We start from the raw sequence: 19618 nt of genomic DNA, 5'->3' as shown, positions 1-19618 counted from the left end.
AAAACTTAGGGCAGGCTATCTTAAGTTCACCGGCGGTGGGTGCGCGGCCGACCGGTGGCCCCCGGAGGGCGCGGCGCCGTCGCCCCGTCAGGCCGGCGGCGGATGCGCCCGGTTGACGGGGCCGTGCCGTATTCGGTTAGGTTAGCCTCACTTACCTTGCCCGCGACGGGGGGAGCGCGCATGAGCCTGGACCAGGCCTACCGGCGGCTCGCCGAGGCGTGCGACCTCGACCTCGCCCTCGGCGCGCCCGGCCCCGCGGACGGCCCTGACTGGGTGGACGGCGGTCGCCTGGCCCGCGAACCGGCCGCCCTGCGCGCATGGCTGGAGGGCGAGGCCGGGCGCATCCGGGCGGACTGCGGAAAGCAACTGTCCGGGCATGTCACGGCCTCCCGGGCGCTGCACGGCTACCTCTGGTCGGCCTGCCTGCTGATCAGCGGGCCCTGGTACCTGGAACGCCGGGTGCCGAGGCTGCGGCCCGAGGACCTCTGGCTGCGGCCCGACGGCGCCCTGCGCGTCGCCCCCGCCCCTTTCGCCTGCCTGCCCGGCGACCCGGCCGCCCGCCGCCCCGAGGCCACCGTGCTGGCCGGGGAGCAGGACCTGCGCGCGGCGCTGCGCCGCGCGGTGACCGAGCACGCGGCCCCGCTGCTGGCCGCGCTGCGCCCCCATGCCCGGCGCGGGGAGCGGGCGTTGTGGGGAATGGTGGGCGACGACCTGATCGCCGCACTGTGGGAGCTGGGCGCGGCCCTGGGGGACGGGGAGCGCGGCGCCGCGCTGGCCGCCGCGGTGCTGCCCGCCCCGCTGGCGCCCTTCCCCGGCGGCGCGGACTTCCGCCGGTCACCGGACGGGGAGGGGCTGACCCGGACCCGCGCCGGATGCTGCCTCTACTACGCGATCGACCCCGACGACATCTGCGCCACCTGCCCCCGCCGCCGGGCGGGGGCAGGCGCCGCGACCGCCCGTCAGCCCACCGGGATACCGGGGTTGACCAGGCCGTTGCCGCCGGTCACGGTGTTGTCGGCGGCGACGGTGACGGGGCAGGAGGCCGCGTCGTAGTTCGTCACGTGGATGGCGTAGCGGTCCGGGCCGGTCGCGCCGGTCAGGTCCGAGGCGTTGCCGCGGAAGACGGTGCCGCAGCCCCAGCCGTCGAACTGGCTGTGTGTCTGGTAGCCGTCGTTGGTGGTGCGGCTGCCCCGGTTGCCGGTCACCGTGTAGCCGTTGCCCTTGACGTCCACCCATGAGTCGTCGTAGTTCGCGCCGGTCAGGCCGCTGCCGTCGAAGGTGTTGCCGGAGATCACGCCGCCCGTGGTGCCCTCCTTGATGTCGATGTTCTCGCCGCCGATGTTCGGGCCGATGACGTTGTCGCTGATCCGCACGTGGTCGCTGGTGTCGGTCAGGGTGTTGGCCGTTCCGACGTAGACGCCCTCGCCCATGCCGTTGCCCGAGGTGCCGGTGTCGTGGACGAAGGAGTTCTGCACCACGCCGTAGCTGCTGGAGGTGCGGAAGTGCACGCCCTCCATCGTCGTGCCGTACACCTCGACTCCGTCCACGGTGACATGGTCGGAGGAGTCGATCATGATGCCCTTCTGGGCGTGGGTCAGGGTGACGCCGCGGATCGTCCAGTACGGGGAGGAGGTGAGCTGGACGACGTTGCCGCCGCCGCTGGACGTGGTCAGGACGGCGCCCCGGGAACCGGTCAGCACGATGGGCGCGGCCGCGGTGCCCGCGGCGGTGATCTTGAAGTTGCCGGTGTAGGTGCCGTCCGCGAGGGAGATGGTCTGGCCGGGCTGCGCCGCGGCGAGCGCCGCCTTGAGCGACTTGCTGTCGGTCACCTGCACGAGCTGCCCGGCCGGGCTCGTGGGGGCGCCGGTGGTGGGTGCGGCGGTGGTCGGGGGCGCGGTGGTGGGCGGAAGGGTCGTCGGCGCGGTGGTCGGCGGGGTGGTCGTGGGCGCCGTGGTGCTCCCGGCGGCCGGGCCGCTGAGCACGGCGTCGTCGGCGGATACCGCGCCGGTGCCGTACCAGCCGCTGACGGTGACGGTGAGCGCGCTCGTCGCGGCCGCCGCGGTGACGTCCAGCGAGAGCGGTGTCCAGGCGGTCGCCGCGGTCCAGGTGGACCGGGAGACCCCGGTCCCGGACACCGAGATCTGCGCGTACGGGCCCTTGACCCACACGCTCAGCGTGTACCGGCCGCCGGGCCGGACGGCGACGGTCTGCGAGCAGGCCGCGATGTCGGAGCCGGTGGGCGTGGACAGCAGCGCGTACGTGCCGGAGTGCGGGGCGTTCGCGGTGACGGCCGACCGGCCGGAGCACGTCCAGCCCGCGGCGGTGCCGGTCTCGAAGCCGCCGTTGGCCAGCAGGCCGGGCGTGTCGTCCGCGGACGCCGCGCCGGGCAGCACGGCGAGCGCCGCCGCCGCGGTGACGAGGACGGCCGCGGCCGCTGTCGCGGCGGCGCGGGCGGACCGGCGTGGGGGGAGGGGCATGACGGGTGCCTCCAGGGGGCGGTGGGGGGATACGGCCGCGGCCGTGCCCGTACCCGTGCGCCACGCCGCGGCGGCTGCGACAAGGGGTAGCGGCGGGCGAGGGGGCACGTCAAGAGGCTGGACGGCGCAAGGACTAGACCAATCCGGCCCGCATCCGCCCGCCGCCGCCGCGTTCCCGGCGTCCGCGGAAGGACCGCCCCCCGCGCGCGACCGCCCGTCAGTCCTTCATCGGCGCACCCGGCGCGTCCGCCGTGCTGACCCGGGGCAGCGCGTACGGGTGCTCGTCCCGCAACCAGGCGACCAGCCCCTCGCGCACCACGCAGCGCAGGTCGAACAGGTCGCCGGCGTCCTTCGCGGTGAGCAGGGCGCGCAGTTGGAGGGTCGTCGGGGTGGTGTCGATCACCACCAGGTTCCAGGCCCGGTGGTCCCACTCGGGGGCCTGCTCCAGGATCTCGTGCAGCCGCTTGCGCATGGCGTCGACCGGCGTGGCGTGGTCGACGTGCAGCAGGACCGTGCCGGTCATCCGCGGGTCGCCGCGCGTCCAGTTCTCGAACGGCCGCCCGGTGAAGTACGACACCGGCATGGTGATGCGCCGCTCGTCCCAGGTGCGGACGATGAGGTAGGTCAGGGTGATCTCCTCGACCGTCCCCCACTCGCCGTCCACCACGACGTTGTCGCCGATCCGCACCATGTCGCCGAAGGCGATCTGCAGCCCCGCGAAGAGGTTGCCCAGCGTGGACTGGGCGGCGACGCCCGCGACGATGCCGATGATGCCCGCGGAGGCCAGCATCGAGGCCCCCAGCGTGCGCATCGCCGGGAAGGTGAACAGCATCGAGGCCGCCGCGATCACGCCCACCGTCGCGGTGAAGACCCGCTGGATGAGCGTCGACTGGGTACGCAGCCGGCTGATCTTGGCCACGTCCCGGGAGACGGCCGCGTAGCGCGCGTACGCCGAGTCGGTCACCGCGGTCGCGACCCGGACCGTGAGCCACGCCGTGGCCGCGATGAGCGTCAGTGTGAGCACCTCGCCGGTGGCCGGCAGATGCCGCCCGTGCACCACGTGCGCCGCGCGGTAGCCGCCGCGCAGGATCGCCGCGCAGATGATCACCTGGAGCGGGAGGCGGCAGCGGCGCAGCAGATGCCACAGGGGTGTCTCGGGGTGCCGCGCGTCCACCGCGCGCAGCGCTCTGTCGACCGCGTAGCCCACGGCGATCGTCACCGCCAGGGCCGTCCCCACCACCAGAACCGGTCGCAGCGCGCCTTCCATGCCCAACTCCTGTCGCCTCCGTGTCGCCTCCGTGCGGCCCCCGCGGTGCCACCGCCCGGCGGCACCCGGTACGCGTACCCGCCGGACGCCGCCGAACGCTGTGACGGCCGTCCCTTCGCGCTGTGTGCGTGTCCGACCGCGCACCGCAGCCCCGCGCCGCCCGGCGCTCCGGCGGTGGACGACCGGCTTCCCCGCCCGGCTCCGCACGGCCGGGTGCGGCCCGTGCGGAGCGGCTGTTCGACACCTGGCCGAAACCGTGGACAACGGTGTCGGGGCGGATGCGTACGACGCGGCCGGTACGGGACGGCCGGAGCGCCGCTCTCCCGCCCGCAGGCGCGGGCGCAGCGGCACGCCGTTGCCCGCGGTGACGGCTCCGGGACCTGGCCGGATCCTCTGCGCACCGGCTCCCGGCGCCCGTCCGGCGCCGGTTCCGCCCGCGGGCGCGCGGGCGACGGCGCGACGGCGCGACGGCGTGCTACGCGTCGCACGCGGGGTCAAGGATGTCTAAAAACCGTATACGCAAAGGTGGTTGACGGCCCGCCACATCCCCTGACAAGATCCCGATTCTTCGGTGTCTGAGATGTGTCGACGGGGGTTTGACATGCCGATGGGAGCGCTCCCATGAAGATCACCACCGACGCCGACGGCCGCGCGCCGTCCGCGTCCGCGGGGGCCGCGGCGGCGGTCAAGCAGTACATCGACGACCTCACGCTGGCGCTCGCGCAGATCGAGGTCGCGGCCATGGCCGACGTCCTGGAACACCTCGTGGCCGCGCTGCGCGAGGGCCGCCGGGTGCTGGTCGCCGGCAACGGCGGCAGCAGCACGGCCGCCCTCCACATCGCCTCCGACCTGGCCGCGGCCGCGCAGGGCTGCGGCCCGGAGCGGCAGGCGGTGGCCCTGACCGAGAACATCGCCCGGGTCACGGCGATCGCCAACGACTACTCCTACGACGAGATCTTCTCCCGGCAGCTCCCGTCCTGGGCCCGGCCCGGTGACGTCCTGCTGCTGCTGAGCGTCAGCGGCCGCTCGCCCAACCTGGTGCGGGCCGCGAGGACCGCCCGCGAGCTGGGGATGACGGTACTGGCCGCGCTCGGCGCGCCCGGCGAGGTCGCGGCGCTGGCCGACCGCCATGTCGTCGTCGGCCAGGCGGACTACGGCCTCACCGAGGACCTGCACGTCTCCCTCGGCCACATGGCCGTCCGGGTCCTGGGCGGCGGCGAGGCCTGCCGCGTCCCGGCCGCCGCCGGTACCGCGGACGGGGGGTGAGCGCGATGAGCCGCTTCACCTCCCGGGTCTTCCTCACCGTCCGCTGGCTCGTCGGCCTGTTCGGGCTGACCCTCACCCGCACCTCGACCGAGCTGACCAGCTTCCGGATCCACGCCGGACACGGCCGGCACGACGGCTCCACACCGCCGCCCGCCGAGCTGGCGGCCGTCCTGGACGACCGCAACCCGGAGCTGGAGCAGCTGCGGGCGCGCTACCGCGGGCTGGACTCGCCCTACCGCCCCGGCAGCTTCTGGCGCCGCAGCCGCCGGCTGCGCGACCTCGACCTGAAGTTCTTCCGCGGCGACAACGCCTACGTCTGGCAGCTGCGCCAGGTCGGCGACAACGCCCGGCTGAAGTACTTCCTGCTCACCCAGTACATCAGCCGCCAGGACACCCACAAACTGCTGGACCGCACCCGTGAGGACGGCGCGTTCGGCTGCTGGACGTTCGGCTTCCAGGGCCTGCCGACGGCGAGCCGCGACCTGCTCGACTCCGTCAACGAGATGTACTTCCTCGACCGGCACTGGGACCTGCTGTCCCGCGAGGACTTCACCGTCCTCGACATCGGCGCGGGCTACGGCCGCCTCGCCCACCGGATGTCGGAGTGCGTCCCGGGCCTGGCCCGCTACCTGTGCGTCGACGCGATTCCCGAGTCGACCTTCCTCAGCGAGCAGTACCTGCGGTACCGCCAGGTGACCAAGGCGACCGTGATCCCGCTGGACGAGACGGCGGACAGGCTGGCGGGGGAGCGGCCCGACCTGGCCGTCAACATCCACAGCTTCTCCGAGATGCCGCTGTCCGCGATCGAGGCGTGGATCGCGCTGCTCGCCGGGCTGGACGTGCCCGCGCTGATGATCGTGCCCAACGAGGGCGACAAGCTGCTCAGCCTGGAGAACGACTACCTGCGCACCGACTTCACCCCGGTCCTCGAACGCCACGGCTACGTCCTCGCCGCCCGCGAGCAGACCATCGCCGATCCGGACGTCCGCGAACTGGTCGGCGTCGGCGACTGGTTCCTGCTCTTCCGGCGCGCGGCCGCCGCCCCGGCCCCGGACGCGCCGTGACCGGCGGCACGGCGGCGCCCGAGGCCGCGGCCGACGTACGCGAACCGGTCGCGCTGGAGTTCACCGGTCTCGACGGCGGGACCGCGGAACTGACGTGGGGCCAGCGGTTCGTGTGGGACATCCTGGCCGCCCTCGCCCCGCACAACCACTTCATCAGCCTGCGGCTGCGCGTGCACCTGCCGCCGGACGCGACCCGCGAGCGGGTGCTCGGCGCCCTGCACGCCCTCGTCCGCCGCCACGAGGTGCTGCGCACCCGCTTCCCCACCGGCCCGGACGGCGAGCCCCGGCAGGAGTGCGACGGGCACGGCGCACTGACCGTCGAGTTCACCGGGACCACCCCCGGCCGGGTCCGCCGGACCGCGGAGCAGGACGAGGACCGGCTGTGGCACGAGCCCTTCCGGCACGCGCGGGAGTGGCCGCTGCGGGCGAGCGTGGTCACCGCGGGCGGCAGGCCGCGTCAGGTCGTGCTCGTCGTCTCGCACCTCGCGGCCGACGCGTGGGGCCTGACCGCGCTGCGCGCGGACTTCCTCGCGCTGCTGCGCGGCGGGGAGACGGAGCGGACGCCGCCGCCCGGCGTCCAGTCCCGGGCCAGGGCCGCGTACGAGGCCTCCGAACCCGGCCGCCGGGCGGGCGAGGCCTCCCTCGCCTACTGGCGGCGGGCGCTGGAGACCGCGCCGCAGACCGTCTTCCCCAACCTGCCCGAGCCCGGGGAGAGCCCGCTCTTCCCCGGCGTCGGCCTGCGGTCGGTCGCGCTGGCCGCCGCCGCGCAGGCCGTCGCCGGTCGGCTGCGGGTCAGCCCGTCCGCGGCGTTGCTGGGCGCGCTCGCGGCGGTCCTCGCCGTACGCACCGGCACCCGGACCGTCCCGCTCGCGCTCGCCACCGGCAACCGCTTCACCCCCGCGGACGCCGCCTCGGTGGGCACCTACTACCAGGTCGCGCCGGTGCTGCTGCCGGTGGACACGGGCTCGCTGGCCGCTACGGTACGGGCCGCGCACCGGGCGTCGTCGCTGGCCTACCTGCGCGGCAACAGCGACCCGCGCGAGGTCGCGCGGCTGACGGCGGCCGAGCGGATCCGGCGCGGGGCCGCCCTCGGGACGCTGAGCACGGTGAACATCGCCCCCGAGGCGGGCCCGGCGCTCCCGCCCGCGGCCCGCAGCGCCGCGGAGCTGCGGGAGCTGGCCGCCGACACCGTGCTGACCGACCTCGAAGGGCGCGACGAGGAGCAGCTGAAGATCTACTTCCACGTCAAGGCGCTGCGCTCACGGGCGGTCGTCGAGCTGTTCACCGACAGCCGGTACCTGGACGCGGCGACCGCGCGGGCGCTGCTGGCCGGGCTGGAGACCGTCCTGACCGAGCTGTTCGAGGCCGGCGACCTGAACCTGGACCGGGTCGCGCGGCTGACCGGCGTCACCCCGCTCCGGCAGCCCGCCGACGCCGCCGTGGCCGACCACTGCCGGATCTCCCCGCAGGCGGTGGAAGCCCTGCTCGCCGCGCTGCCGGGCACGTCCGCCGCCCGGGTCCTCACCGAACCGGTCCCCGCCGCGGGACCGGTTGCCGGCGGGGGCGGCGGCGTACGGCTGGTCGGCTACCTCGCGACCGAAGGGCCGACCACACCGGAGCAGGTGCACACCGCCGTGCTCGACCGGCTCGACGGAGCCCTGACCCTGGCGCCGCACCACTACGTGCTGTGCCGTGACGCCCCCGCCCGGCCGGAATCCCGCGCCGCGTGGGAGCGCGTGCCGGTCGTCCTCCAGGGCAGCGGCCGTCCGGGCGACCCGCCCGCGGCCGCCGGCCCGACGCCAACCACCGACGCATCCCCGGGGGCCTGAACGTGCTGTCCATCGTCATCCCGACCTACAACCAGGTCGACTGTCTGGAGCTGACCCTCGGGGCGCTGGCCCGCCAGACCGCGGACCGGGACCTCTTCGAGGTGGTGGTGGCCGACGACGCCTCGGTGCAGGACGTCGGCGCCGTGGTCCGCCGCCACGAGGCCGCCCTCGACGTGCGCCGCGTCCGCCACGAGGTCAACCGCGGCCGGTCCGCGGCCCGCAACACCGGCGCCGCGGCGGCCCGCGGCGACCGGCTGCTGCTCATGGACGCCGACTCGGTCGCCTCCCCCGACCTCGTCGCACGGCACTTGCGGCAGCCCGGCGACACCGGCCCCGAGGTGGTCTACGGCCGCCGCACCGAACCCAGCTGGGGCACCTTCGCCGCGCTCGCGGCGGGCACGCTGCCCTCCGACGACACCCTGCTGCCGATGGAGGGCGACCACCGCGACCTGCCGCAGACCGACCCGGCCGCCTTCGACGTCTACCGGCGCACCGGCTGGATGTTCGGCTTCACCCACAACCTCTCGCTGCCGCGCGACCTCTACGAGGCCGTCGGCGGGTTCGACGAGTCCTTCGTGCAGTGGGGCTACGAGGACACCGACTTCACCTACCGCCTCTACCGGCACTTCGGCCGCGACAGCAGCCGCTTCCGGTACGAGCCCGCCGCCGTCTGCCACCACGCCCCGCACTTCCGGGACTGGACGACGGAGTGGGAGCGGACCAAACCCGTGCTGCCCTTCCTCGTCGACAAGTACCGCCACTACGACATCGAGTTCTTCACCCACCCCTCGGACAATCACCGCCGGGTCGCCCGCACGCTGCCCTACTACGAGGACTGCCGGGAGTTCCTGCGCGACCACCCCGGCCGGGTCCCCGCCGACCGCGTCGCCAAGGCGCTCGGCCTGCCGGACTCCGCGAGCAGCCTGTGGATCGGCTTCGACCTCGCGGCGGCCGCCGCCACCGGCCGCGCCACCACCGTCGACCACGGCGCCCCCTTCGGCCCCGGCAACCCGCACCTGTTCGGGGTGCGCACCCACTACCCGGACGGCGCCTTCGACGCCGCCGTGCACCTCGACCTGTGGCGCATGCTCACCCCCATCGACCTGTCCGCGCTGGTCATGGACAGCCTGCGCGTCGCGCGCACCACCCTGCTCGTCCGCTCCAAGCACGTCCGCCGCGACCCGGCGGACGGCATCGGCCTGATCGACGACCTCGGCTACCTCGTGTCGATGCTCGGCCCCCGCTACGAGGCCCGGATCCGCCACGAGGACGACGAGACCGCCGTCCTCGCCCTCGCCCCGCGGAAGGACGCCCGATGACCGCCCCGGCCCCGGCTCCCGTGGCCGCCGTCGCCTTCGACCTCGACGGCACGCTCGTCGACCTGGAGCGCTGCCACCACGACGCCTGGCTCGCCGCCGCCCGGCAGGCGGGCGTCACCCTCACCCGCGAGGAGGCACCGCACCGGCTGCCGCACCTCGTCGGCGGCCCCGACCCGCTGGTCGCGGCCGAGATCGCGGCCCTCTCCCCGTCGGGCGCCACCGCCGCCGGGATCCTCGCGGCCAAGCACCCGGCCTTCGACGCGCTCGTGGGCCGCGTCCCGCAGATCGTGCCGCGCGCCGGGGTCCGCACCGTCCTGGAGGGGCTGCGTACCCGGGGCGTGCCGCTCGCCGTCGGCACCGCGACCGAGCGGGACACCGCGCTGGCCGTCCTGCGCCGGGCCGGTCTGCTGGAGCTGTTCGGCGAGACCCGGGTCGTCGCCGCCGGGGACGTACCGCGGCTGAAGCCCGCACCGGACGTCTACCTGGCGACCGCCGGGCTGCTGGGCGTCGCGCCCGACCGTCAGCTCGTCTTCGAGGACTCCGCGACCGGGGCCGCCGCCGCACGCGCCGCGGGCTGCCCCGTCGTGGCCGTCCCCACCGTCCACGACCCCGACTACCTGCGGCGCTTCCCCGAGCTGGGCGCCGTGGCGGTGGCCGGGGACTGGGCCGACCCCGCGCTGGCCGCCCTGCTCGGCCGCCTGCTCGGCGACGGCACCGACAGCGTCACCGTGCGAGCCGCGTATGTCCGCGCCTGACCGCGAACCGCCCGTGGCCGCGGGGCGGGAGGTGCCCGTGACGTCCTCGGGGGGAGTCCCCGCCGCCGACCGCGGCCCGCTGACCGCCGCGCAGCGCAGGCTGTGGTTCCTCGACCGGCTCGACCCGGACGACGCCGCGTACAACATCTCCGCCGCCGTACGGCTGCGCGGCGACCTCGACACCGACCGGCTGGTCCGCGCGCTCGACACCGTCGTCGCCGGGCACGAGAGCCTGCGCACCCGATTCACCGACCGCGACGGCGAGCCCGCGCAGGAGGTGCTGCCGCCGCGCACCACCCCCGTGCACCGCGCCGCCACCGCGGGGGAGGAGGAGCTGCGGGCGGCCGTCGAGGAGCTGATCCGGCGGCCGTTCGACCTGGCCGAAGGCCACCTGGTCAGGATCGGGCTGCTGACGGCGGGCCCCGGCGACCACGTGCTGTGCGTCGTCACGCACCACATCGTCGGCGACGGCTGGTCGCTCAACCTGCTCTACCGGCAGACCGCCGACGCCTACCGCGGCACCGCCCCCGCCCCGCCGCACCTGCGCTACCTCGACCACGCCCGCGCCCAGCGGCCCCCGGGCGAGGCGTCGCTGGCCTTCTGGCGCGAGACCCTGGCGCAGCCGCCCGTGCTGGAACTCCCGCTGGACCGGCCCCGCCCGGCCCGCCGCACCTCGGCCGGAGTCGCGGTGCTGCGCTCCTACGACGACGGCACCTGGGACGAGGTGCAGCGTGTCGCCCGCGAGCTGCGCTGCACGCCCTTCATGGTGCTGATGACCGCCTACCAGCTGATGCTCGGCGGGCTCACCGGGCAGGACGACCTGTGCGTGGCCACCCCGGTCGCCGGGCGGGACGACGTCGCCGCCGAGTCGGTCTTCGGCTACTTCGTGCGGATGCTGGTGCTGCGCGCCGACCTGTCCGGCGAGGTCACCGTGCGCGACCTGGTCCGCCGCACCCGGACCGCGTGCATGGGCGCCTTCACCCACCAGGAGGTCCCCTTCGAGGAGCTGGTCGCGGGCCTGGGCCCGGCCCGCGACCCGGGCCGCAACCCGTTCTTCCAGGCCGTCTTCACCCTGCACTCCACGATGGACGTCTCCGCGACCGGCTTCGACGGGGCCGAGGGCTTCCCCGGCGTCACCGCCGAGGGATACGGCGACGGGCCGCGGCACACCCTCACCGACATCGCCATGGACGTCTTCGTCACCCCGACCGCGATCAACGCCCGCGCCGGGCAGGACCGCATGGACGTCCTGCTCACCGCGGGCGCCGACGTCTTCACCCCGGACACCGCCGAGCGGTTCGCCGACCGCTTCGCCGCCGTGCTGCACGCCGTCCTGACCGGACTGGACACCCCCGTACGGGACCTGCCGCTGGTCGGCGCCGACGCCGAGGCCGAGCTGATCGCGCTCGGCACCGGCCCGGACCCCGCTTCCGGCCCCCCGCTGCTCGACGCGGTGGCGGCGGCCGTCGCCGCGACGCCCGACGCGGTCGCCGTCCGCAGCGGCCCGGTCGAGGTCACCTACCGGGATCTGTGGGAGCGCGCCGGGGCACTCGCCGGGGACCTGCACGCGGCGGGCGTCCGCCCCGGACACCTGGTCGGGGTGAGCCTGCCGCGCGGCCCCGGGCAGATCGCCGCGCTGCTCGCGGTCTGGCGGGCCGGGGCCGGGTACGTCCCCCTCGACCCCGCACTGCCCGAGCGCCGCCGGGACGCCATGACCGCGCGGTCCGCGGTGGCCGCGGTCCTGACCGCCGACGGCGTCGGGCCCGGAACGCCGGACCCGGTGCGGGTGCCGGACGAGCCGGGTTACGTGCTGTTCACCTCCGGCTCCACCGGCACGCCCAAGCCCGTCCTGGTCGGGCGCGCCGCACTGCGCGAACGCGCCGCCTGGATGGCCGGGGCGTACGCGCTGACCGGCGCCGACCGCGTCGTGCAGTTCGCCGACCTCGGCTTCGACACCCACGCCGAGGAGATCTGGCCCTCCCTCGCCGCGGGCGCCACCCTGGTGCTGCTGCCCGGCGGCACCCGCACCCTGCCCGACGTGCTCGCCGCCGACCCCGGCATCACCGTGCTGGACCTTCCGACGGCGTACTGGCACGCGCTGCTCGACCTCGACCCGGCCTGGCCCGAGGCGCTGCGGCTGGTGATCCTCGGCGGCGAACAGGCCGACGCCTCCGCGGTCGCCCGCTGGCGCGAGCGGCACGGCGACCGGATCCGGCTCGTCAACACCTACGGCCCGACCGAGGCCGCGGTCATCGCCACCGCGACCGACCTGACCGCCGCCGACGCCGTCCGCCGACCGCCGATCGGCCGTCCCGTCGCCGGGGTGCGCGCGTACGTGCTGGACGCCTCGGGGCGGCTGGTGGCGCGCGGCGCCGCGGGCGAGCTGCACCTGGCCGGCGGCGGCCTCGCCGACGGCTACCTCGGCCGCCCCGACCTCACCGCCGAACGCTTCGTCCCCGACCCGCGCGGCGGCGGCCGCATGTACCGCACCGGCGACCGCGTCCGCTGGCGCACCGACGCGCCCGTGCTCGAATTCCTCGGCCGCCTCGACCGCCAGCTCAAGGTGCGCGGCGTGCGCGTCGAACCCGGCGAGGTCGAGGCCGTGCTGACCGCCCACCCGGCGGTGGGCCAGGCCGCCGTCACCGTCGTCGGCCAGCTGCTGGTCGCCTACGTCACCGGCGCCGCCACACCGCAGGAGGTACGCGCCCACGCCGCCGAACGGCTGCCCGCGCTGCTGGTCCCGGGCGCCGTCACCGTCCTGCCCGAGCTGCCGCTCACCGCCAACGGCAAGATCGACCTCGCCGCGCTGCCCGCCCCGGCACCGGACCCCGCCCCCGGCACCTTCCGCCCGCCGCGCACCGACGCCGAACGGCTGGTCGCCGAGGTCTTCGCCGAACTGCTGACAGCCGAACGCGTCGGCGCCCTCGACGACTTCTTCGCCCTCGGCGGCCACTCCCTGCTCGCGGTGCGGGCCATCGGCCGCCTGCGCGCGGCCGTCGGCCTCGACCTGCCCGTCCGCCTGCTGTTCGAACAGCCCACCGTCGAGTCCCTCGCCCGCGCCGTCGAGGCCGAACTCGTCGCGGAGATCGCACGCCTGACGGACGACGAGGCGGCCCAGGAACTCGCCGCCGGAACGGGGGCACCATGACCGGTTCCCGCACACCGAAGCCACCGGCCGCGCCCGGCGCCGCGCCCGTACGCCGTTCCGCCGCCGCTCGCGATGCCGCGAGGCCGCGGGCGGGTGCGGCCCGGGGCCGCGGCGCGGCGGGCCGGCGGCAGGGCGGCGCCCCCGGTCCCGCCACCGCTGCCCCGCGAGCCCGCGCCGCGGCCCGGCGCCGTCCCGGGGCTGACGTGAGCGTCCTGCCGGTCGCCGTCGGCCGGGTGGCTGTCGCTACGGGCGGGCCGCCCGGGGCCGTACGGGGTGGCGGCCGCGCCGTCCGCACCCACCCCGGCGCGCGGGAGGTGCGATGAGCGGGCGACGACCGGCCGCCGCGGCGCGGGCCGCCCTCACCGTGCCGCACCTGCTCGTGGCCCGGTCGGCGGCCCAGCCGGACCACGTCGCCGTGCGGCAGGGCGACGACACGCTGTCGCTGCACGCGTGGCAGGACCGTACCCAGGCCGTCGCCGCCGGGCTGCGGGCCGCGGGAGTACGGCCCGGTGAGCGGGTCGGGCTGCTGTACGGGGCACGGGACTGGATCGCGTACGCCTGCTCCTACACCGGCGTGCTCGCCGCCGGGGCCGTCGCCGTACCCATCTCCACCCGCACCGCGCCCGCGGAAGCCGCGTACATGCTGGAGCACAGCGGCGCGACCGCCCTGCTGCACGGACCCGGCGCCGAGCGCTTCGACGCCCCCGTGCGGCTGCGCTGGGGCCCGCAGGACGTGGACGCGCTGCCGCAGGCCGGACCCGCCGGAGGGCCGCGGCCTGGGGATCCGGCGCAGATCCTCTACACCTCCGGCACGACCGGGCGGCCCAAGGGCGTCCTCGCCGCGCACGCCAACCTCACCTACGGCATGCGGCTCGACCCGCCGCTGCGGACCCTCGCGCACTCCCGGATCTTCCTGCACGCCTTCCCGATCGGCACCAACGCCGCCCAGACCATGCTCTTCAACGCGCTCACCGCGCACCCCGGGATGCTCGTCACCGCGCGTTTCGCGCCCGACCCCTTCGCGCGGCTGATCGAGCAGCACCGGGTGGGCAGCGTCTTCGTCGTCCCGGCGATGGCGATCGAGCTGCTCGCCTCCGGCGCGCTGGAGCGGCACGACACCTCCGGCGTCGCGCTGTTCGGCTCCACCGCCGCCGCGCTCCCGCCCAGCGTGGCCACCGGGCTCGCCGCGACGCTGCCCGGCGCGACGATCGTCAACTACTACACCTCCACCGAGGCCGCGCCCACCCAGACCAGCATGGTCTTCAGCCCCCGGCGCCCCGCGGCCATCGGCCTGGCCGCCGGGGGCGGCGTGCTCCGGGTGTGCGACGCGGACGGCCGGGCCTGCCCCGCCGGGGTGACCGGCGAGGTGTGGATGCGCGGCGCGGGCGGCGCGCCCCGCTCCTACCTCGACGACCCCGCCGCCACCGCGCGGGTCTTCCGGGGCGGCTGGACGCGGATGGGCGACATCGGCTACCTCGACGACGACGGCTACCTCTTCCTCGTCGACCGGGAGAGCGACGTCATCAAGAGCGGCGCGGACAAGGTGTCGACGATCGCCGTGGAGGCGGCGCTGCACGAGCACCCGGACATCGTCGAGGCGGCCGTCCTCGGCCTGCCCGACCCCGTCCTCGGACGGGCCCCCGCCGCGGTGCTCGTCGCCACCCGCGAGCTGCGGCTCGCCGAGGTGCGCCGCTTCCTCGCCACCCGCCTGGCCGCCCACGAACAGCCCAGCCGTATCGCGTACGTCACCGAACTGCCCCGCAACGCGGGCGGCAAGGTCGTCAAACACCGACTCCGGGACCTGTTCGGCCCCACGCCGCCAGCCCCGGCCACGAGCACCGGCACGCCCACGCGGCCCACTTCGGGCGCGCACCCCGGCGCGGGTGCGGGCGAAAATCCCGGGCCCGGCAACGGCCCGAGCAGCGGCAACGGTACGGCCCCGGCCACCGGCACGGCTCGTGGCCCAGGCGCGGACCCCCGCACGGACGCGAGCAACCGCCTGAGCCTCGGCCCCGGCAACAGCTCGGGTGCGGATCCCGGTGCGGGTGCGGGCAACAGCCCGAGCGCGGGCAGCGGCACCGGCACGACTGCGGGCCCGGGTACGGGCAACAGTCCGGGCGCGTACCCCGGCCCAGGTGTGGGCGAAGGCTGCGGCGACTGGCCGGGCGACGGCACGACTCCGGGCGCAGGCGCGCCCGCCCGCACGGACGCGAGCGACAGCCCCAGCGCGGGCGGAGGCCCGAGCGACGGTGATCGCGACGGCACAGGCGCCGGTGACGGCAAGCTCACAGGAGAGGAAGCGGCAGCACATGGCTGAGGCAGCGACCGGGATTCCCATGACTCCCGCCCAGCAGGGGCTGTGGTTCGCCGAGCGGGCCATCGGGGCTTCGGCGGCGTACCTGGTTCCGGCGATCGTGACCGCGCCGGACGGCGTCGGGGCCGCCGCCCTGGAGGCGGCCTGGGCGGCGCTGGTCCGGCGGCATCCGCTGCTCGGCGCGACCGTCGCCGAGACGGACGGCGAACCGCTGTTGCGCCCCGGCGCCCCGGCGCCGGTCGTGCACCGCACGGTCGGCGCGGACCGGCTGACCGCCGAGCTGGCGGCCGAACTCGCCACCGGCTTCGGCTTCGCGGACACCGGCGGGAGCGCGGGGCCGTTCGCCCGCTGCACGGTGCTGCGCGTGGACGACGGGCGCACCGTCGTCATGGCCGTCGCCCACCACCTCGTGCTGGACGGGCTCGGCCGCGACATCCTGGTCGCCGACCTGGGCGCCGCCGTGGGCGGCCGCGACCTCGGCAGCGGCGACCTCGGCACCTTCGCCGCCCTGGCGCGGGCGCAGACGGAGCGTGTCGCGGCGGCCCTGCCCGCCGCGCGCGGCTTCTGGGCGCAGCGGCCGGTGCCACCCGCCGACGCCGTCCTGCCGGGGCTCGCCGCCACGCCCACCGCCGCCGAACCCGCCACCCATCTCGACCTCGGCTGGACGCCGGAGCTGGACGAAGCCCTCGCCGCGGGCAAGGAGGCGCTGGGTGTCACCCGTTTCGAGGTGCTGCTCGCCGGGATCCACGCCCTGCTCGCCCGCTACGGCAACCCGCTGGTGTCGGTGGCCGTGGACGTCTCCACCCGCACCCCGCAGACGGCGGGGGAGCTGGGCATGTGGGTCAGCGAGCTGCCCGTCACGCTCGACGCCCGCCCGCAGGCCTCCTTCGCCGAGCTGGCCCGCGCGGTGCGGGAGGAGGCCCGCGCGGTCTACGGCCACCGCGAGGTGCCGTTCGGCAGGGCCGTGCCGCACCTGCCGCCGCGGCTGGCGATGGCCCCTGTGTCGACCAGCTACATCCGGCTCGGTGCGGAGTCCGAGGGCCAGGCGTCCGCCCCGGTGGACCGGCTCTTCGCCACCGCGACCGTCCGCGCCGCGATGCACCTGCACTTCATCGACACCCCGGGCGGCCTCACCGGGCGCGTCCACATCCCCACCCGGCTGCTGGCCGCCGCCGACGGGGAGCGTGCCGTCGCCCACTTCCGTACCCTGCTCGCCGCCGCGCTCGCCGAGCCCGACCGCCCGGTCGGCGATCTCGACCTGCTGCTGCCGGCCGAACGCGCGCTGCTGGCGCGGCTCGACGGCCCCGCCCGTCCGCGACCGGCCACCACCGTCCTGGACCAGGTGCGGTCCGCCGCCGCGGCGGCGCCCGGCGCGGTCGCCGTGACCGCCGCCGACGGCACCCTGACGTACGGCGAACTCGTCGCCGCCGCGCACCGTGTGGGCCACGGGCTGCGCCGCCGCGGCATCGGCGCCGGGGACATCGTCGGGCTGTGCGCGCACCGCGGCACCGAACTCGTCGCCGGGCTGCTGGGCATCCTCGCGGCCGGTGCCGCCTACCTCCCGCTGGACCCCGCCCTGCCCCCGGCCCGGCTGGACTTCCTCGCCGCCGACGCCGGGGCGAAGCTGGTCCTCGGTCACGCCGACGCCCTGCCGGGCGTCGCCGCGAGCCCCGCGGAACCGCTGCCGCTGGACGGCCTGGCCGCCTTCGCGGACGAGCCGGCCACCGCGCCCGCCGCGGCCGACCCGGACGGGCTCGCGTACGTCATCTACACCTCCGGCTCCACCGGCCGCCCCAAGGGTGTCGAGGTCGGCCACGCCGCGCTCGCCAACCTCGTCGCCGCCGTCGGCGAGCTGGTCGGCGCCGACCCGGCCGACCGCTGGCTGCACCTGACCAGCCTGTCCTTCGACATCAGCGGCCTGGAGCTGTTCGCGCCGCTCACCACCGGCGGCCGGGTCGTGGTCGCCGCCGACGCGGCCGTACGCGAGGGCGCCGCGCTCGCCCGGCTCGTGGCGGACGCCGGGATCACGCACGTCCAGGCCACCCCGTCCGGCTGGCAGCTGCTGCTGGACGCCGGGTGGACCGGTGCCCCGGTCACCGCCCTGTGCGGCGGCGAGGCGCTGCCGCTGCCGCTGGCCCGCGGGCTGCGCCCGCTCGTACGGCGGCTCGTCAACGTCTACGGCCCGACCGAGACCACCATCTGGTCCACCGCCGCCGACATCCCCGCCGACCCCGGCCGGATCACCCTCGGCGGCCCGCTCGCCAACACCGGGCTGCGCGTCGTGGACGACCGGCTGCGCCCCGTGCCGCCCGGCGTCCCCGGCGAGCTGTGCATCGGCGGCGCGGGACTGGCCCGCGGCTACCGCGGCCGGCCCGACCTCACCGCCGAACGCTTCGTCACCGCCGCGGACGGCGGCCGCTGGTACCGCACGGGCGACCGCGTCGTCCTCGGCCCCGACGGGCAGCCGGAGTTCCTGGGCCGCTGGGACGACCAGATCAAGCTGCGCGGCCACCGTGTCGAACTCGGCGAGATCGAGCGCGTCCTGCTGGACGCGCCCGGCGTCGCGCAGGCCGCTGTCGCCGTGCACGGCGGCGAGCTGGCGGCCTACCTCGTCGGCGGCGCCGACCCCGCCGCGGTACGGGCGCACGCCGCCGGGCGGCTGCCGCGCTACATGATCCCGCGCGACCTCGTACCGCTGGACGCGCTGCCGCTCACCTTCAACGGCAAGCTGGACCGGGCCGCGCTGCCCGCACCGCGGGACACCGTGGCGGACGACCCCGCCCCCACCGGTGACGCGGACCTGACCGGGATCGTGACGGACATCTGGCGGGAGGTGCTGCGGGTCGAGGCGATCGCCCTGGACACCGCGCTGTTCGACCTGGGCGGGCACTCCCTGACGATCATGCAGATCACCGCCCGGATCCGCGACCGGCTCGGCGTCGACGTGCCCTTCGACGCCTTCTTCGACACCCCCACCGTCGAGGGGGTCGTCGCCACCGTCGACGAGCTGCTGCAGGAGGAGAGCGCATGACCGCCCCCGCCACCCCCGATTCCGGGCTCCACCACGAGCTGGCCGCTCTCGTGGCCGAGGCCAGCGACGGGCTGATCAGCGCCGAGGAGGCGCTGGAGGAGCCCGAGTCGCTGGGGCTGCTCGGCCTGACGTCGCTGGGCTTCGTCCGGCTGATCCAGGCCGTCGAGCTGCGCTACGGCGTGGCCGTCGGGACCGACGACGACCTGACCGCGCTGGACACCGTGCCCGCGCTCGCGGAGTACCTGCGCGCGCAGGGGGCCGTGCGGTGAAGGACATCGTCGACGCCGTCGTCTCCGGGCACACCGGCGCCCGGGACATCGCCGCCCTCCGGCTGCCCGGCAGCTACCGGGCCGCGACGCTGCACAGGACCGAGACCGGCATGTTCGAGGGCATGGCCACCGTCGACAAGGACCCCCGCAAGTCCATCCACCTCGACGAGGTGCCGGTGCCCGAACTGGGGCCCGGCGAGGCCCTGGTCGCGGTCATGGCCTCCTCCGTCAACTACAACACCGTGTGGTCGTCGATCTTCGAGCCCGTGCCGACCTTCGCCTTCCTGGAGCGCTACGGCCGCCGCGGGGACCTCGCGGCCCGGCACGACCTGCCCTACCACGTCATCGGCTCCGACCTCGCGGGCGTCGTCCTGCGCACCGGCCCCGGCGTGACGCGGTGGCAGCCGGGCGACGACGTCGTGGCGCACTGCCTGAGCGTCGAACTGGAGTCGGCCGACGGGCACGGCGACACGATGCTCGACCCCGAACAGCGCATCTGGGGCTACGAGACCAACTTCGGCGGCCTCGCCGAGATCGCCCTGGTCAAGTCCAACCAGCTGATGCCCAAGCCCGGCCACCTCACCTGGGAGGAGGCCGCGGCCCCCGGCCTGGTCAACTCCACCGCCTACCGGCAGCTGGTCTCCCGCAACGGCGCCGGGATGAAGCAGGGCGACAACGTCCTCATCTGGGGTGCCAGCGGCGGACTCGGCTCCTACGCCACCCAGCTCGTCCTGGCGGGCGGCGGCACCCCCGTCTGCGTCGTCTCCAGCGAGCACAAGGCGGCGATCTGCCGGGCGATGGGCGCCGAGGCCGTCATCGACCGCAGCGCCGAGGGCTACCGCTTCTGGCGCGACGAGCACACCCAGGACCCGAAGGAGT

General features: G+C 76.0%; 13 protein-coding genes and 1 pseudogene. 11 read left to right on the top strand and 3 right to left on the bottom strand.

The features are described 5' to 3' along the window. The first annotated feature begins 180 nt into the window (after positions 1 to 180). Positions 181 to 1053 (top strand): (2Fe-2S)-binding protein, encoded by an 873-nt coding sequence (locus ACWERV_RS26455; RefSeq protein WP_452937455.1) that lies wholly within the window; start codon positions 181 to 183, stop codon positions 1051 to 1053. Here ACWERV_RS26455 and ACWERV_RS26450 read toward each other — a convergent pair. From ACWERV_RS26450 to ACWERV_RS26440, 3 genes and pseudogenes are all read right to left on the bottom strand, one after another. Continuing rightward, entirely contained in the window at positions 960 to 1982 is a 1023-nt protein-coding gene (locus tag ACWERV_RS26450) for a NosD domain-containing protein (protein WP_452937517.1), read from the bottom strand. The two genes, ACWERV_RS26455 and ACWERV_RS26450, sit on opposite strands and share 94 nt — an antisense overlap. 102 nt (positions 1983 to 2084) lie before the next feature. Beyond that, positions 2085 to 2477, bottom strand: a pseudogene (locus tag ACWERV_RS26445) (carbohydrate binding domain-containing protein); the annotation flags it as partial. A 217-nt stretch (positions 2478 to 2694) separates the two neighbouring features. Continuing rightward, complete coding sequence (locus ACWERV_RS26440; RefSeq protein ID WP_398183914.1) at positions 2695 to 3744, bottom strand: mechanosensitive ion channel family protein; 1050 nt, start codon at positions 3742 to 3744, stop codon at positions 2695 to 2697. Between the two features lie 621 nt (positions 3745 to 4365). Between ACWERV_RS26440 and ACWERV_RS26435 the strand changes: the two genes are divergently transcribed. From ACWERV_RS26435 to ccrA, 10 genes are all read left to right on the top strand, one after another. Further along, positions 4366 to 5010, top strand: coding sequence for a D-sedoheptulose-7-phosphate isomerase (locus tag ACWERV_RS26435; RefSeq protein ID WP_452937453.1), 645 nt, complete (start codon positions 4366 to 4368; stop codon positions 5008 to 5010). A 5-nt stretch (positions 5011 to 5015) separates the two neighbouring features. Continuing rightward, positions 5016 to 6074 carry a putative sugar O-methyltransferase gene (locus ACWERV_RS26430; RefSeq protein WP_452937452.1) on the top strand — a complete coding sequence of 353 codons (1059 nt, stop codon included), beginning with the start codon at positions 5016 to 5018 and terminating at the stop codon, positions 6072 to 6074. Further along, on the top strand, positions 6071 to 7903 hold the full coding sequence (locus tag ACWERV_RS26425; protein ID WP_452937449.1) for a condensation domain-containing protein: 1833 nt from the start codon (positions 6071 to 6073) through the stop codon (positions 7901 to 7903). Before ACWERV_RS26430 ends, ACWERV_RS26425 begins: the two co-directional genes overlap by 4 nt. A gap of 2 nt (positions 7904 to 7905) precedes the next feature. Then, positions 7906 to 9222: a glycosyltransferase gene (locus ACWERV_RS26420; protein ID WP_452937446.1), complete on the top strand. Its 1317-nt coding sequence runs from the start codon at positions 7906 to 7908 to the stop codon at positions 9220 to 9222. Further along, complete coding sequence (locus ACWERV_RS26415) at positions 9219 to 9977, top strand: HAD family hydrolase (protein WP_452937444.1); 759 nt, start codon at positions 9219 to 9221, stop codon at positions 9975 to 9977. Before ACWERV_RS26420 ends, ACWERV_RS26415 begins: the two co-directional genes overlap by 4 nt. Beyond that, positions 9964 to 13125 carry an amino acid adenylation domain-containing protein gene (locus ACWERV_RS26410; protein WP_452937442.1) on the top strand — a complete coding sequence of 1054 codons (3162 nt, stop codon included), beginning with the start codon at positions 9964 to 9966 and terminating at the stop codon, positions 13123 to 13125. The genes ACWERV_RS26415 and ACWERV_RS26410 overlap by 14 nt, the downstream gene beginning before the upstream one ends. Positions 13126 to 13444: 319 nt before the next feature. Then, positions 13445 to 15442, top strand: coding sequence for an AMP-binding protein (locus tag ACWERV_RS26405; RefSeq protein ID WP_452937439.1), 1998 nt, complete (start codon positions 13445 to 13447; stop codon positions 15440 to 15442). After that, complete coding sequence (locus tag ACWERV_RS26400; RefSeq protein WP_452937436.1) at positions 15435 to 18470, top strand: non-ribosomal peptide synthetase; 3036 nt, start codon at positions 15435 to 15437, stop codon at positions 18468 to 18470. The genes ACWERV_RS26405 and ACWERV_RS26400 overlap by 8 nt, the downstream gene beginning before the upstream one ends. Then, positions 18467 to 18739, top strand: coding sequence for a phosphopantetheine-binding protein (locus tag ACWERV_RS26395; RefSeq protein WP_452937433.1), 273 nt, complete (start codon positions 18467 to 18469; stop codon positions 18737 to 18739). The genes ACWERV_RS26400 and ACWERV_RS26395 overlap by 4 nt, the downstream gene beginning before the upstream one ends. Further along, positions 18736 to 19618 (top strand): crotonyl-CoA carboxylase/reductase (gene ccrA, locus ACWERV_RS26390; RefSeq protein ID WP_452937431.1); only part of this gene is annotated, 883 nt, incomplete at its 3' end. The genes ACWERV_RS26395 and ccrA, both read left to right, overlap by 4 nt.

The sequence above is a fragment of the Streptomyces sp. NPDC004031 genome, from assembly GCF_053604375.1.
The sequence above is the reverse complement of the archived record's forward strand: the minus strand, read 5'-3'. Positions and strand labels throughout refer to the sequence as shown.